This is a genomic window from Actinokineospora sp. HUAS TT18, from assembly GCF_051364635.1.
Taxonomy (GTDB): domain Bacteria; phylum Actinomycetota; class Actinomycetes; order Mycobacteriales; family Pseudonocardiaceae; genus Actinokineospora.
This window is the reverse complement of record NZ_CP195645.1, coordinates 4678059-4693728: the sequence shown is the minus strand read 5'-3', so window position 1 is coordinate 4693728 and position 15670 is coordinate 4678059. Positions and strand designations below refer to the sequence as shown.

General features: G+C 69.8%; 13 protein-coding genes. 6 read left to right on the top strand and 7 right to left on the bottom strand.

From position 1 onward, the window contains the following. Nucleotides 1-40: 40 nt before the first annotated feature. From ACSHT8_RS21385 to ACSHT8_RS21365, 5 genes are all read right to left on the bottom strand, one after another. Nucleotides 41-850, bottom strand: coding sequence for a glycosyltransferase family 2 protein (locus ACSHT8_RS21385; RefSeq protein WP_436492682.1), 810 nt, complete (start codon nt 848-850; stop codon nt 41-43). Beyond that, complete coding sequence (locus ACSHT8_RS21380; protein ID WP_436492681.1) at nt 847-2298, bottom strand: oligosaccharide flippase family protein; 1452 nt, start codon at nt 2296-2298, stop codon at nt 847-849. The genes ACSHT8_RS21385 and ACSHT8_RS21380 overlap by 4 nt, the downstream gene beginning before the upstream one ends. Then, nucleotides 2295-3692, bottom strand: coding sequence for an O-antigen ligase family protein (locus tag ACSHT8_RS21375; RefSeq protein ID WP_436492680.1), 1398 nt, complete (start codon nt 3690-3692; stop codon nt 2295-2297). Before ACSHT8_RS21375 ends, ACSHT8_RS21380 begins: the two co-directional genes overlap by 4 nt. Nucleotides 3693-3873: 181 nt before the next feature. Then, complete coding sequence (locus ACSHT8_RS21370) at nt 3874-5100, bottom strand: hypothetical protein (RefSeq protein WP_436492679.1); 1227 nt, start codon at nt 5098-5100, stop codon at nt 3874-3876. Between the two features lie 127 nt (nt 5101-5227). Beyond that, nucleotides 5228-6850 carry a hypothetical protein gene (locus ACSHT8_RS21365; protein WP_436492678.1) on the bottom strand — a complete coding sequence of 541 codons (1623 nt, stop codon included), beginning with the start codon at nt 6848-6850 and terminating at the stop codon, nt 5228-5230. 265 nt (nt 6851-7115) lie between these two features. On the opposite strand from ACSHT8_RS21365, the gene ACSHT8_RS21360 reads away from it, so the two are divergent. After that, nucleotides 7116-8273 (top strand): right-handed parallel beta-helix repeat-containing protein, encoded by a 1158-nt coding sequence (locus ACSHT8_RS21360; protein ID WP_436492677.1) that lies wholly within the window; start codon nt 7116-7118, stop codon nt 8271-8273. Between the two features lie 29 nt (nt 8274-8302). Here ACSHT8_RS21360 and ACSHT8_RS21355 read toward each other — a convergent pair whose 3' ends face one another. Both ACSHT8_RS21355 and ACSHT8_RS21350 read right to left on the bottom strand, forming a co-directional pair. Beyond that, nucleotides 8303-9241, bottom strand: a complete 939-nt coding sequence (locus tag ACSHT8_RS21355) for a TolB family protein (protein WP_436492676.1) — start codon at nt 9239-9241, stop codon at nt 8303-8305. A gap of 11 nt (nt 9242-9252) precedes the next feature. Continuing rightward, nucleotides 9253-10482: an MFS transporter gene (locus ACSHT8_RS21350; protein WP_436492675.1), complete on the bottom strand. Its 1230-nt coding sequence runs from the start codon at nt 10480-10482 to the stop codon at nt 9253-9255. 133 nt (nt 10483-10615) lie between these two features. Between ACSHT8_RS21350 and ACSHT8_RS21345 the strand changes: the two genes are divergently transcribed. The 5 genes from ACSHT8_RS21345 to ACSHT8_RS21325 all read left to right on the top strand — a co-directional run bounded on the left by ACSHT8_RS21345 (nt 10616) and on the right by ACSHT8_RS21325 (nt 15646). Continuing rightward, nucleotides 10616-12016, top strand: coding sequence for a glycosyltransferase family 4 protein (locus ACSHT8_RS21345; RefSeq protein WP_436492674.1), 1401 nt, complete (start codon nt 10616-10618; stop codon nt 12014-12016). Between the two features lie 25 nt (nt 12017-12041). Then, on the top strand, nt 12042-13358 hold the full coding sequence (locus ACSHT8_RS21340) for a UDP-glucose dehydrogenase family protein (protein WP_436492673.1): 1317 nt from the start codon (nt 12042-12044) through the stop codon (nt 13356-13358). Nucleotides 13359-13460: 102 nt separating this feature from the next. Beyond that, nucleotides 13461-14522, top strand: coding sequence for a cobalamin-independent methionine synthase II family protein (locus tag ACSHT8_RS21335; protein ID WP_436492672.1), 1062 nt, complete (start codon nt 13461-13463; stop codon nt 14520-14522). A 52-nt stretch (nt 14523-14574) separates the two neighbouring features. Then, a complete protein-coding gene (locus tag ACSHT8_RS21330; RefSeq protein WP_436492671.1) occupies nt 14575-15516 on the top strand; it encodes a helix-turn-helix domain-containing protein in 942 nt (313 codons plus the stop codon). After that, on the top strand, nt 15470-15646 hold the full coding sequence (locus ACSHT8_RS21325; RefSeq protein ID WP_436492670.1) for a DUF397 domain-containing protein: 177 nt from the start codon (nt 15470-15472) through the stop codon (nt 15644-15646). The genes ACSHT8_RS21330 and ACSHT8_RS21325 overlap by 47 nt, the downstream gene beginning before the upstream one ends. Nucleotides 15647-15670: the final 24 nt, after the last annotated feature.

Genomic DNA, 15670 nt, shown 5'->3' with positions numbered 1-15670 from the left:
AGCGAATCGGCGCAGGTCGGCGCGTCGGAATTCACCCGATCTAGGAGTTCCACTCCGTGTAGTAGCTGTCCTCGTTCACCAGGTACCGCACGGTCGGCTCGGGGACGTGCTCCACGACCCGGGTCTTCGACATCCGGTACACGAACTCCCAGTCCTCCTTGGGCAGCGTCGCCTTCACCCGGGGAATCCGGCTGAAGATCACGTCCGGCGCCCGCCGGATCACCAGCGAGTTCGAGTCGACGTACGGCGAGTCGTCCACCAGCGTCTTGTGGTCGAACGGCTCGGACAGCACGTCGAGCACCGACCCGTCCGCCCGGCGCCGTTCGACAGCCGAGTACACGAGGTCCGCGCCGCGGCCCAGCGCGGCCAGCGTCTTCTCCAGGTGGTCCTCGCGCCAGGTGTTGTCGTCGTCGAGGAAGGCGATGTACTTCGACTGGGTCAGCCTGATCCCTACGTTGCGCACCAGGCCGAGCACCGCCGAGTTCCGCGACAGGCTCACCGCGACCAGCCGCGGGTCGTCGGGCAGCGTCGGCAGTCCGGCTCCGTCGTCCACGACGATCACCAGCTGGTCCTCGACGGTCTGCGCCAGTGCCGACTCCACCGCCAGTGGCAGCAGGACGGGCCGCTTGTAGGTCGGCATGACCGTCGTGACCAGCGTCGACGGGCGCGCGCCGACCACTGTGGACAGTCGGGCGACCTCGCCGTCCTCGAACCGGCGCAGCTCCGGCACGCGCCTGCCCAGCGTCAGCCGGGTCTTCGCCTCGTGCATCGGCCACAGGCCGAACGCGTCGCGCAACGAGCGGCGGACGGCCGCGGACAGGCCGCCGCGGTCCTTGGTCGGGGCGGTCACGCGACCACCTCGGCACGGGCGCGGCCGGGGAGCAGGGCACGCATCGGGTACACCACCGGGAAGTAGACGGCGGCGGCCAGCAGACCGCCGATGAGCAACTGGGCCAACGAGTTCTCGAAAACCTGGCGCACCACCAGCGCCGAGGCCACCACCAGCAGACCGCCGATGAACGGACGGCGGCACGCCAGCAGCGACGGCCGCAGCGAGATGCCGCGCCGCCGGATCACCCACGCGAACGCGGGCACCACGACCACCGCCGCGACGGCGACCTGCGCGACGGCCGCGCCGCGGATGCCGTCGACACGGGTGCCGATCAGCAGCGCGGGCAGCATGGTGGCCAGCCACAGCACCTGCAGGCCCACCAGCACCCGGTTCCCGTCGAGCGCGACGAGCAGGTCGTAGCCGATGAACAGCAGGATCCGCAGCAGCCCGAGCCCGGCCAGCACCTGCAGCGCGACCGCCGCCGGGGTCCACTGGCCGCCGTAGACGACGTGCAGCATCGGCGCGGCGTAGCACGCGAGCAGCGCGCACACGGGGACCGAGGCCGCCATCAGCAGCCCGACCCCGCGGCCGAGGGCGTCTTCCAACTGGCGCTTGTCGTGCACGAGTCGCGAGAACCCCGCCAGCGACACCCGCCGCGCGGCCTCGGAGAACACTTGCAGCGGCAGGCTCGACTGGTTGAACGCCATGACGTAGAGGCCGAGCGCGATCTCGTCGGTCAGCGACCCGACGACGATCTTGTCCACATTGGTCACCGACAGCACGAGCAGGCTCGCCGCGGCCAAGGGAAGGCCGAACTTGACCAGTTCGCGCGCGATCCCGGCGTCCCAGCCCGGCCGCACCTTCACCGGGCACAGCAGCAGGTACGCGGTCACCGACACGAGGTTGCCCGCGATCTGGCCGATCGCGAAGCTCATCGGCCCGGAGCCGGTCGCGGCGAGGCTGATCGTCACCGACGTGACCACGACGAACGCCGCCGCGTCACACAGGAACCGGGTCCGCTGGAGGAACTCGCGGTTGAGGATCGTCGCGGGCACCACCGCGATCCCGTCGAACACGACGGCGAGGCACAGCACCCGCATGACGGTGACCGCGTCCGGGCTGCCCATCAGCTCGCAGAACGCGGGCGCGGCGAACCACACGACGCCGTACAGCGCGACGCTGAACCCGACCGCGATCGTCATGGCGGTCGGCGCGAACTCGCGCACGTCGCGTTCCCACCGCACGAGTGCGAGGCTGACGCCGAGTTCGTTGAACGCCTGCAGCAGCGTCATCGCGACCAGCGCGACGGCGAACACACCGTAATCGGCCGGGGACAGCAGCCGCGCCAACACGATCCCCGCGACGAGCGTGCCCAGCCGCAGCACCACGGTGTTGAGCAAGCTCCACACCGCGCCGCGGCCGACCTTGCTGCCGACCGTCGGCTCTTCCGGCGCTTCGGCGGTCAAGCGGTCACCTCGGTTTTGTTGGGGCCTTCTTCGTCGGGCACGTCAGGTTCATCGGGCTCGACGGCCGAGTGTTGCGCCTCGGCGGCCCTTTCTTCCTGCACTGTTCGCCACAGTGACCCGGCCGCGCCGACCAGCAGGAAGGTGAACCCGGTCGCCACGGCGAACCCGAGCAGGTCGAACGTCGCCGACGAGATGCCCGGAACGCCGATGCCCGCGGCGATCGCGATGGCGAGATCGCGAACCCGAGGGTCCTTGCTCGCCAGGCGAACCCGGAGACAGCAGTACCAGCCCGCGACGTAGAGGAAGATCAGCAGGAGCATCCCGATGACGCCGTTCTGCACGAGCGTCCCGAGGTACTGGTTGTCCAGCCAGCCGTACTTCTCCGGCAGGTAGGTGCCCATGCCGCGGCCGAGCAGCAGGTGCTCGCTGATCTCGCCACCGGCCCGGTCGATGGCCCGCCTGCGGCTCTCCGCACTCGGGTCGACGCTGATGCTGGTGAACAGGCTGTAGAGCGTGCCGACCAGCCCGGGAACCATGACCCGCATCGCGACGAGGAACAGCACGATCGCGCCCAGCGCCCGAACCCGCCGCTTCTTCGGCATGGCCGGGATGATGAACATCGCCGCGATGGCCAGCCCCAACACCGCCGACCGCGACAGCGACTGCATCGACGCCACAGCCAGGATCGCCAGACAGAACCACCACCGCTTCTGCGGCCCGCCGTGGTCGAACGCCCGCAACGCGTAGTGCAGCGCGATCGGCACCGTCATCGCGCAGACGACGCCGAACTCGATCGGGTGGCCGGACGTGCCAGCGGGGCGGCGGAAGTTCGACCGCTCCAACACGAACGACATCTCGCCCTGCGCCTTGAGAATGGGGAACGAGAGGTACTGGGTCAGGTCGAGCGCGAGGGAGAACTGCAGGATGCCGACGGCCGCCATGAACGTCGCACCACCGACCATGACCTTCAGCAACCGGTCGAGCCGATCGAGCCCGCGCACGCCGTCACATACGGCGAGGCCGACGGAGAACACGGCCATGAGCGTGATCAGGGTCCGGTCGGCGGCGGCTAGTTCGTCGGAGGGCAGATAGCCGTAGGTCGCGTATCCGTAGGTGGCCAGCTGCGAACAGGCGAAGAGGAAGAGGGCGGTCCGGGCGGCGTTGCGCCCTTTGGCCACCCCGAGGGTCGTGACGAGCTGCGCACAGAACCAGAGAATCCCCATGGCGAGGCCGATGGCCATGCCCGGGGTGATCGACATGGGCAGGCCCTTGAGGACAAGCCCAGCCGGAATACACGTCATGGCGAGCGCGTAGCAACAGGCGAGGGTCGCCCCATCGGCGCGCTGCTTGCCCTCTTTCCGCATGATCGGCAACCGCTCCCGCTCAGCGGGCACCTTCTTCACCGCCGCGCGTGCCGCCGGTCGCGGCCGTCCGTTCGGACGAGCGCCGACGCGCTTGACTGGCGCTGGGCGCGTCGCCGTCGGTCGTCGGTCGGTGGGGGCGCGGCCTTCGGCACCGACGGGGGGTTCGCCGTCGGCGCCCTGGCCTGCGACGGGCCGGTCGGTGGCCACTGGGTCAGCTTCGCTGGTCTGGCGGTGCCTGCGCGGGTTTCATCCGCAGTGTCGGCGGTTCGCGCCATTCGTCGGCGGGCCAGTTGCTCGGGTTGGGGCCGGTGCCGACCGGTTGGCCGTTCACTCGGGACGGCTTGGCCTGTCCGTTGGCGGGCGCCTGCTGGGGGTGCCCGTTGGCCGGGGCCTGCTTGCCGGGTGCCTGGCCGTTCGCCGGAGCCGGACCGTTCGCCGGTGTCGGACCATTGGCCGGAGCCTGGCCGCCTGCCGGAGCCGGACCGCCGGCGGGGACCGAGCCATTGGCCGGGGCCGGGCCGCCTGCCTGACCCGCGTTCGCGGCGGCCGGCTGCTTCGGGCCGTGCTGCGGGGCGGGCTTCCCGTGCGGAGTCGCGGGCTTCGGGTGGGCGGCCTGCTTGGCCGGGTGCCCGTTCTGCTTCGCCCGGACCGGCGCCACCCGCTGGGTGTGGTCGGCAGGCGCGGGGACCGCACGCGGCGCGACCTCCACCGGCTCGTCCTCCACGACAGCCTGCTTCACCGCGGCCTTCTTCACCGGTGCGACGGGCTCGTCCTCCGGCTCCTCATCGAAGTCCTCATCCAGCTCGGCCTCTTCGGCCCGCCGCTTGCGGCTCTGGAAGCTCTCGAAGCCGAACACCGCCGCCAGGCTCGCCACCAGGCCCAGCACCAGCGCCACACCGGCCGCGCGCAGCTTGCCGCCGCGCAGGGGTTCCGGCTTGGTCGGCGGCACCACGTCGTCGACCCCGATGAACGTGCTCGTCGGCGCCTTCAGCAGTTCCTGTCGCTTCTGCAGCTCGCCCTTGACCCGGTCGAGGACCTGGACGACGAGGTCCCGTGCGCCCTGCTCGGACTTGCTCTCCGTCTTGACGCTGATGAACGGGCCGCCCTCGGCGCCGCCGGTCAGTACGAAGGTGTGGTCCGGCTTGTCCGCGCCCATCTCCTTGACGACCTCGGGCGTGTTGATGCTCTGGATCACGATGGACGCCGAGATGGCGAGGCTGCTCTCGAACGCCAGCAGCGGGTTGGTCTGCCCGCTCTGGCCGGTGACCGTGGTGGTCGGCCCGCTGGGCGGGGCGGTCAGCACGATGACGCCCGTCGACTCGTAGTGCATGGGCATGACCGCGTACACCGCGCCCGCGCCGCCGATGGCGACGGCGAAGACGGGCAGCGCCACGTACCACCGCTTCAGCAGGACGAGCAGTGTCTTCCAGAAGTCCATCCGCGCCCCAACACCCCGCGTAGCGCCGAGCAACAGGTCCGGCTTCCCTATGCCTGGTAAATCGTGGCTTCCGAGAAAGCCGTTACTCCATGTGATCTATCCGCAAGTCTAAATTAAGTCGTTCGGCCTAACCCGGCTGAAGATTCGGGTGGTATCGCCACACTCTGTACGACGTTCCGTCACTAAGAGGTTCGGTCAACAGCAGGTCCTGCTCACAGACCACCACGGTGAACTTCGTGCCGCCACCCTGCTGCGGCTCCGTGAACTTCACACATCCCGCCTGGTCGGCGACCGGTTCCCCCGGCGACGAGTCGCCGCGCGCGTACAGCGCCACGTCCCGCTCGGCCAGGAACTCCGGCACCCGCCCCTCGCGCAGCGCGTCGAGGTACTCGGCCGAATTGACCAGGCCCTCCAAGTGCACGAGCGGACGGTGGACGTGGAAGCCGACGCTGCCCGCCCGGTCGCCCATGGCCATCGGCAGCCCGTACGGCATCAGCGCGTCGATCTTCGCCGCCACCGCGGGCCCGGCCTCGATGAACGCCGACCGCGCCACCCCGCCCCGCGCCGACCGCACCGCGTTGGCCGACGTCGTGGCCACCACCAGCAGGACGACCGCCGCCGCGACGAGCCCCCGCGCGGGCACCTTGACCCGGCTCACCAGCGCGGGCCCGGCCAAGGCGATCGCCAGCGGCGCCGCCGAGAAGTACCACGGCCACAGCTGCCAACTGGTCGTCACCGCGTAATAGAGAACAGTCAGCACGCCGCCGCCGAGGACGATCGCCCCGAACACCGCCGCGCGCCCCAGCGCGCCGCCCGCCCGGGCCAGCAGCGCCCCGACCACGACCACCACCGCGAGCGCGCCAAGCCAGGTCGACTGGCCGAACAGCACCGGCGAGGTGAGGAACTGGCCGACGACGTCGGTGTTGAGCCCGCCCGTCCCGCCCAGCGCCTTGGCCTGCCCGGACACCGGCACCAGCGTGCCGAACAGCGCCTGGTTGACCGCCAAGTACCCGGCGAGCACGACAACCGGGAACGCCGCGAGCCACGCGCCGAGCTTCAGCCACGGCAGCCCGGCCCGCTTCCACGAGACCAGCGCCAGCACGCCGAGGATCGCCATCGGGAACACCGCGTCGAGCCGTGACAGCACGGCCAGCGCCATCAGCGCCCCGGGCACCCGCGCATCGCCCGCGCCGAACCCGGCGGCGGTGAAGCCCTCGGTCCGCAGATATGTCGCCGCGAGCCACAGCAGCGCGAACAGCAGCAGCCCGGTCTCCATCCCGGAGAACCAGAACGACGGGCCCGCCGTGCCTACCACCAGCAATGGCACCGAACACACCGTGACCAGCACCGGCCTACCCGTGTACCCGCCGATCCGGTCGATCATGCGCGCGGAGGCGATGAACAGGGCAACTGAGACCAGCGTCACAGTAACGAGGGCCGCGTGACCCTGCGCGATGGAGAACACCGGAACCAGTAGCAGCAGCCACAGCGGGTGATAGCCGTTGGTCGGGTCGATGCCGCTGAACGTCGAGCCGTCCCCGGCGGCGATGTGGGCGGCGACCCCGAAGTAGTAGAACGCGTCGTCGTCGAACGTGCCGACGACCCGGTCGTAGTCGGCGAAGATCGCCACCGCGAGGCGGATAGCCGCGAGTGCGCAGGCCAGCGCCGTGACCGAAAGCCAGCGTGACGGCCGCCCGCGTACCGCCCGCTCCCCGGCGCCCGCGGGGGCCGGACGCGTGCCTGTCTGCATGACGGCTCCCGGGCTTCGTGGTGAGAGGTGCTCTGCCAAGGGATCGCGTCGCCTGCCGAATCGTTACGGAGTGTCGCGCGCGCCCCATGAGGCCGGTGTCACACTGGTCGTGACCGTTCTGACGTGCGCATCGTGACCCTGTTGTGATCTGGCGAGCGATGTGCATAGAGTGCCGACCGGCTTGGCAGGACCCAAATCCCCTGCCGGCCTGCGGGATTTCCTTGTCCCGCAACGGGGGCGACTTATTGCCAACCGGAAGGATCTCATGTCCGCTCGACATCAAGCGGAGTTACGCAACAGCCACGCCAGGCGCGTCCGCAAGATCGCGATCGCGGCAGGCGTGGCAGTGGGCGCGATCATGCTGACGGCAGGCTGCAAGCCGATGGCGGGCAAGCCCGCGCCGGACCTGCCTGTCCCGTCCACGAGCATCACCATCGACCCGGCGCCCACCTCGGCACCCACGACCACCGCCGCGCCGACGACCACGACGTCGTCCTCCTCAGCGGCCCCGACGACCACGACCGCGAAGCCGTCGACCTCGTCGTCACCCAAGCCCCAGCCCGCCCCGCAGCCGCCTCCGCCCGGCGGCGCCCCGGCGCCCGGCACCGTCCCGCAGCCCGGCCAGGTCGGTTTCCGCGGTGACGTGAGCAAGCTCAGGGTCGTGGACGGCACGACCACCGCCCCGGCGGGCACCCGCTGGAACGCGGGCGCGCTGCGGTTCAGCGGCAACGTGACCCTCGACGGCGTCTACGTCAAGGGCGGCATCGAGTACAACGGCGGCGGCACGCTGACCATCCGCAACTCGATCATCGAGGGCAACCACTACAGCTGGGCGCCCCTGCTGGGCAACAGCGGCCACATCGACGTGCGCGACACGACGATCACCTACAAGGACACCCAGTGGCCCGGCTCCTCGTGGGGCAACGGCGCCATCCACGGCGACGCCACGGTGACCGTGATCCGCTGCGACATCTCCGGCACGCCCGACGGCATCCAGAACGGCCCGGGCAACTCCACGATCGAGCAGAACTACATCCACGGGATGCTGCGCGCGGGTGCCTACCCGAACAACACGCACAACGACGGCATCCAGGCTTACGGCGGCCCCAACCTGGTGATCCGCTACAACCGGATCGACATCAGCGCCGACGGCAAGGCATACGACGGCACCCACCAGAACGGCGCGGTGTTCATCATGTCCGACGCCCCGGCAGGCGGTCTCCAGATCGTCGGCAACTACCTCGCGGGCGGCGGGTACATCCTGCGCATCGGCGACTCGATGCGCGGCGCGGTCGTGACGAACAATCAGTTCGGCACGACAGCGGGCGGCTGGGGTGAGGTCCACGTGCCCAACCCGGGCAGCATCGCCGAGTGGTCCAACAACAAGACGGCCTCCGGCGCCCTGATTCCGCGACCGAGCTGATCCCCCGATGTCGTCCCCTTCGCCCGAGTTCAGGGTGAGGGGGACGACGCTGTGGGGACCAGTTCCGTGGGTTCGGCCGAGCCGTCGGCGGGGGAGCTGTAGATCGTCGGCGCCCCGCCCTGCCTGGCCTTCGCGTAGGCCAGGGTGTCGTTGTCGAGCCAGGCGGCCTGGTCGTCGACGCCGTCGGACCCGGACAGGTAGGTCTCCCGGCCGGAGGCGATGTCGAGCACGAAGAGCTGCCAGGTGCCCAACCGCCCGCCGCGCTTCTTGTAGGCGACCCGGGTGCCGTCCGGCGACAGCGACGGGCACTCCGCGCTCTGCCGGACCGTGGTCATCGTCTTGGCCGCGAAGTCGCCCTTGACCAGCCAGGTCGTGTTCCCGGAGCCGAGGGTGGCGTAGAAGGTGTTGTCGTCCTCGGCGAACGTCACGCCCCAGTAGTTCTCGTTCGTCCGGTCGTCGAGCTTGCCCTCGATGGTCGTGGCGAAGCCCTCCAGCGTCTCCACGAGCGTGCCGGTGCGCAGGTCGAGCACGCCGGTCCGGGTCGAGAACCCGCCAGGCGCGAGGTACGAGTCGCCGGTCACGAAGACCGTCCACGACACCATCCGGCCCGACGCCGAGACCCGCGCGCGGCTCGGCGTCCCCGGCAGCGGCACCGATTTCACCTCGGCACCCGACTTGTCCAGCACGGACGCGCTGTAGGCGCCGGGCAAGGTCATCTTCAGGCAGACCGTCGTGTCGCCCGCCTTGTAGACGCGCAGGCACTTGAGGTCGCCGGTCGAGCGGTTGCCGTCCTTGTCGAGCCGCGTCACGAGGTTCTGTCCGCCGCCGTTGTCGACGTAGGTCAGCGCGGGCGCGCCCTTGGCCGCGGTCGCGGGTGCCTGCGAGTTCACCGTCGTGACCACGTACACCGTGGCCGCCGCGACGACGAGCACGATCGCCACGACCCCCGCGGCGATCCTGTTCCGCACGAACCAGTCCTTCACCGCGCGACCTCCGGCCGGATCAGCAGCGCCACCCCGACGAGGGCGGCGACCATGGCGCCGAGCGCGATCAGCACCGCCGTGCTGAAGTCGAGCCGCTGCAGCAGCAGCCCGAAGCCGACGGACGAGGCGAGCCTGGCCAGCGCCTGGCCGGTTTGCACGATAGACAGCCCGCTCGCGCGCAGCCGCTCCGGCACCAGCGTCGAGCCGTGCGCCATCAGCACGCCGTCTGTCGCGGCGTAGAACAGCCCGTGGAGCGCGACGGTGACGATCACGAGCGGCACGCCGGTGAACGGGCCGAGCAGCAGCAGGTACACCGCGCCGAGCACGACGTGGCCCGCGAAGAACATGCGCCAGCGCCCGACCCGGTCGGACAGCCTGCCCAGCGGTGTGGCGGCCAGCAGGAACGTCAGCGCCGTGCCGACCGGCATCAGCGCCAGCCACGCGGGCGACACCCCGGACACCTTCTGCAACACGACGAACACGAACACATCGGAGATCGTGGCCAGGCCCAGCAGCCCCGCCGCGATCGTCGTGCGGCGCATTCCCTTGTCGCGCACGAGGTCCACGGTGTCACGCAGGGTGATTTTCTTGCCGGGCACGCGTTCGCGGCCGGGCTGGCGGACGAAGAACACCAGCACGATGAGCCCGAGCAGGCCGAAGCCGAAGCTGATCACGAAGATCGGGCCGGGGCTCGTGGTCAGCCAGGTCAGCACCGCGAATGTGGCCAGCGGGCCGAGCAGCGCGCCGATCGTGTCCATCGTCCGGTGCACGCCGAACGCCGCGCCGAGCCGGCCCGGCGGCGTGACCAGCGAAATCATCGCGTCCCGGGGCGCCGTCCGCAGGCCCTTGCCCGCCCGGTCGACCGCCAGCACCCCGCCGAGGCCCACCGCGGACGCGCCGACCGACGGGAAGACCAGCTTGGTCGCCGCCGACAGCCCGTAGCCCACCGCCGCGACCGTCTTGTGCCGGTGCACCCGGTCGGCGACGTGGCCGCCGACGAGCCGCAGCACGGCCGTCGCCCCGGTGTAGATCCCGTCGAGCAAGCCCAGCTGCAGGTACGACATCTGCAGGTTGAAGATCACGTACACCGGCAGGAACGCGGTGATCATCTCCGCGGAGATGTCCGTGAGCAGGCTCACGGTCCCCAGCAGCACCACCGTCGTGGGGATTCGGCTGCCGCCGGACCGGGACGTGCCCCTGGTCGCCCTGGTGGATGCCACATACAACCCGCACACCTCCGCAGCTGGTCCGCGTGCCGCGGTGCCTCATGGAAGCACATCGGCCGAGGACCACGGTCTGTAACAACATTGCCCGCGCGCCCGAATCAGTCCGTGACTCCCGCAGCAGGAAGAGGTACCCGTGGCGCCGCACGTCCTGATCATCGTGCAGAACCTGCCCGTCCCGCTGGACCGCCGGGTCTGGCTGGAGTGCCGCGCGCTGCGGGCGGCCGGGTACGAGGTTTCGGTGATCTGCCCGAAGGGCCCCGGCGACCCGGCCTACGCCGTGCTCGACGGCGTGCACCTCTACAAGTACGCCCCGCCCAAGCAGGCCGACGGCCTCGTCGGCTACGCGTGGGAGTTCGTCTACTGCTGGCTGCGCACCGCCGCGCTGTCCCTCAAGGTCCGCCGCCGCGCCCGGTTCGACGTCATGCAGGCGTGCAACCCGCCGGACACCTACTGGGCGCTCGCGCTGCCGTGGAAGCTCACCGGGGTCAAGTTCGTCTTCGACCACCACGACCTCAACCCGGAGGTCTTCCGCTCCCGCTTCGGCGAGCCCAAGTCGCTGCCGTCGAAGATCCAGCTCGCCATCCTCAAGTGGTTGGAGCGCCGGACCTTCCGCACCGCGAACCGGGTGATCTCCACCAATACGTCCTATCAGGACATCGCGGTGAACCGCGGGGGTGTGCCGCGTGAACACACGACTGTTGTGCGTTCCGGGCCGGACACCTCCGTGATGCGTCCCGTTTACGCCGACCCCTCGGTGCGCCGCGGTGGCAAGCACCTGGTGGCGTATCTGGGGATCATGGGACCGCAGGACGGTGTGGACGGTGTGCTGGAGGCGGCCGACCGGATCGTGAACCTGCACGGCCGCAAGGACTTCCGCTTCGTGCTGCTCGGCTTCGGCGACTGCCTGGAGGACCTCAAGCGGCAGAGCACCGACCTCGGCCTCGACGACTACGTTGAGTTCACCGGCCGGGTCGGCCCCGAGCAGATCGCGAAATACCTGTCGGCGGCGTCGATCGGCCTGTCGCCAGACCCGCGCAGCCCGCTCAACGATGTCTCCACGATGAACAAGACCATGGAGTACATGGCCTACGCGCTGCCCGTGGTCGCCTACCGCCTCACCGAGACCGTGGTGTCCGGTGGGGACTGCGCGGTCTACGTCGAACCCGGCGACAGCGACGGCCTCGCCGACGCCGTGGTCGCGCTCGCCGACGACCCGGAGCGCCGGTCCGAACTGGGCACCGCGGGCCGCCGCCGCGCCGAGCAGGTGCTCGACTGGCGGCCGCAGGCGCAGGCCTACATCGGCGTGTATGACGAACTTCTCCACTTTCCTTCCAAGGGCCCGTTCCCGGAGGGCTGGCCCACCACCGACCGCAGGTCGGAGGGTGCGGACGGCGACCTGACCGACCAGTGGGGCAACCGACTTGTGGATCTTCGCGACGAGACGGCATTGCGGGCCTTCGCCGCGACTCGCATCATGGCGGCGCCGGAACAGCTGACCGAGTCGCAGAGCGGCCCGGGGCCACAGGCGAGCTGAACCGAAGTTGCGGGAGGGGAATTCGGTGTTCGTACGACGGATCGCCGTGATCGGGACCGGGTACGTCGGGCTCACGACGGGGGCCTGTCTGGCCTCGCTGGGCCATGACGTGGTGTGCGCGGATGTCGACGCGGACAAGGTCAAGCGGCTCTCGCAGGGCGAGGTCGACATCCTCGAACCGGGGCTGGCCGAGTTGGTCGCCGAGGGCATCGCCGCGGGCAGGCTGACGTTCGTGCTCGGCGCGGGCGCCGCGGTCAAGCACACGGAGCTGGGCCCGGAGGTCGTGTTCCTGTGCGTGCCGACGCCGATGGGTGTGGGCGGCGTCGCTGATCTCAGCATCGTCGAGTCGGTTATCGAAGAGGTGCGCGACCTGCTGCCGACGGGTGCGGTCGTGGTCAACAAGTCCACGGTCCCGGTCGGCACGGCCGAACGCACGGAAGAGCTGTTGGTCCGCGACGACGTGGCCGTGGTGTCCAACCCGGAGTTCCTCCGCGAGGGCAGCGCCGTCTACGACTTCCTCAACCCCGACCGCATCGTGGTCGGCGGCAGCAAGCAGGACGCCGCCGAGCGCGTCGCGGCGCTCTACGCCAAGCTCGGCGCCCCGACGGTGCTGACCGACGCGCCCAGCGCGGAACTGGTCAAGTACGCGGCCAACTGCTTCCTCGCGATGAAGCTGTCGTATGTGAACGCGGTGGCCGAGCTGTGCGACCGCCTCGGTGCGGACATCACCGACGTCACCGAGGGCATGGGCTACGACAAGCGCATCGGCCAGGCGTTCCTCAACCCCGGCCCCGGCTGGGGCGGCTCGTGCCTGCCCAAGGACACCTCGGCGATGCTGCAGCTGGCCGACGCCGCTGACTTCGAGTTCCGGCTGATCAGGGCCACGATCGACACCAACACGCGGCAGCGCCTGCGCATGGTGGAGAAGGTGCGCCTCGCCGTCACGGGCAAGCGCGGCGGCTCGTTGTCGCACGTGAAGATCGGCCTGCTCGGGCTGACCTTCAAGGCGGGCACCGACGACCTGCGCGACTCGCCCGCCCTCGCCGTCGCCGCGCTGCTGCGCCAGGCCGGTGCCGAGCTGACCGGCTACGACCCGGCTTTGCGCCCCGGCGTCCAGCACTCCGAACTCGCCCCGGTGCGGGTGGTCGCCGACCCTTACGAGGCGGCGGAGGAGGCCGAGGCGCTGATCGTGCTCACCGAGTGGCCCGAGTTCCGGTCGCTCGACTGGAACCGCCTGGCTGGCGCGGTGCGCAAGCCGATCGTGATCGACACCCGCAACCTCCTCGACCCCGCCGTGGCGCGGCGAGCCGGGTTCGAGTGGATAGGGGTTGGGAAGCACTAGGTTCATCTCTTCGGGTTAACCAGGGTCGGCGGTCTACTCCGACCGGCCCTGGTTAGGCCACCCTCACGGTGACCCCCCAAGATCACCGAGAGGACTCCCGACGTGTCGCTCCCCACTGAGCCGATCGGAAGCATTCCCCGCCCCCAGGCCCTGATCCAGGCCTTCGGCGACCACGCCGCGGGCAAGATCGACGACGCCCGCCTGGCCGAGCTGTCCGACGAGGCACTGGTCGACACGCTGCGCCGCTTCGAGGAAACCGGCTCCCCGGTCATCACCGACGGCGAGCAGGGCAAGCCCAGCTTCGCCACGTACCCGATCTCGGGCCTGGAGGCGCTGCACCCGGAAGGCGCGGTCATCCCGTTCGCCGATGGTCACACGCGGCAGCTGCCTCGGTTGACTGGTCCCTTCAGCTACCAGGTCCACGCGGACGAGTACCTGACCAAGGCCCGCGCGCACACTTCGCTGCCGGTCAAGCAGGCCGTGATCGCCGCGTCCGCGCTGAGCCTGCTCTACCCGACCGACGGCATCGAGGGCTACGACCGCGACAAGTTCACCGCCGACCTGGTCGACGGCGCCGAAGCCGACATCCGCCGCAGCCTCGACGCGGGCGCCGACAGCGTGCAGATCGACTTCACCGAGGGCAGGCTGTCGCTGAAACTCGACCCGTCCGGCGGCCTGCTGGAGTCGTTCGTCGCCCTGAACAACCAGGTGCTCTCCCGGTTCACCGAGGAGGAGCGCGCCCGCATCGGCGTCCACACCTGCCCCGGCGGCGACCAGGACTCGGTCCACAGCCTTGATGTGGACTACGCGGAACTCCTGCCGACCCTGTTCCAACTGAACGTCGGCCGCGTCTACGTCCAGCTGGCCAGCGAGTCGGAGCCGGAGCGCGTGCTGTCGGTCATCAGGGAACACCGCCGGGAGAACCAGAAGGTCTTCGTCGGCGTCATCGACCCGATCAACCCCGTCGTGGAGACCCCGGAGCAGGTCCGCGACCGAGTCCTGACCGCAGCCCAGTACATCCCAGCCGACCACCTGGGCACCTGCGACGACTGCGGCTTCTCTCCCTTCGCCGACGACGTATCGACCTCGCGCGACACGGCCTTCGCCAAGATCGCCGCCCGCGTCAAGGGCACCCAGCTGGCCGCCGAGGCGCTGGGGCTGTAGCCCGTTCCAGTGATGGAAACGCCTCAGTCGATGGGGTGCACTCTGTCGGGAAGTGCACCCCATCGCTTCGTTGTTGCCTATTGTCGGCCCAATGGGAGTGAGAAACGGCGCGGGCAGTCGCGAGCTGGGCGATCTGCTTCGTGTGCACAGGGAAGCGGCCGGGTTGTCCCTCAAAGCGCTGGGGGCTCGGGTCGGCAAGTCGGCTCCGCAACTGCACCGCTTGGAGGTCGGAGAACGAGGCACCACAACCGAGATCGAGGTAGTCCACTACTTGGCCTCGTGTGGGGCCAAGTTCCAGGACGTCCAACGCCTGGTCAAATTCTGCCGCGAAGTGAACGACCCACGCGGCTACTGGCTCTGCACCCACGGCCAATGGGTAGGCGACGCCCTCCGGTCATTGGTCTTCCATGAGTCGTCCGCCGCTCGGTCGGTCAGCTACGAGCCGGAGCTGATCCCCGGCCTCCTGCAGACCGAGACCTACATGCGCACCCTGCTCGCGCCGAACGCCGCACCCGGCGCCGATGTGCAGCGAAGTGTGCAGGCCCGAATCGAACGGCAGCGCATCCTGTTCCGCCGCAGTCCCGCCACGTTCACCTTCCTCATCCACGAGCGCGCACTGCGCACGGTGGTGAACAACCATCAGACCATGGCGGAACAACTGCTGGCACTGCTGTTCCTCGCAGATCAGTGGAACGTCAAGATCCGAGTCGTGCCCGACGGCCACTCCTTCGGCGGCTCCTTCCGAATGTTCGAGTTCGACCACCGCTACCGAACCCTCACCTACCTCGACAACCACGTCGGCGGTCTCTTCCTGCAAGACAAGGTTCACGTCGACCGCTACTACGACGTTCTCCGGTGGGTGGCCGCCGTTTCCTTGAACGCCCAGGAGTCCCGCAAGCTTCTCGCCGACATCGCTGCTGAGCATGATCGAGTGGGAGACTGTCGGAATGACTCAGGACAGGTGGCGCAAGAGCAGCTTCAGCACCGGCGGTGAGCAGTCCGACTGTGTTGAGGTCCGGCTCCGCCCCGACCTCGCCCACCTCCGCGACTCCAAGAACCCTGGCCCCATCATCACCGCCACCCCCACGGCTTGGGCCGCCTTCCTGGAGCACCTCGCGCGCTGACGGCGCCGCGCCCCGACCCACCAC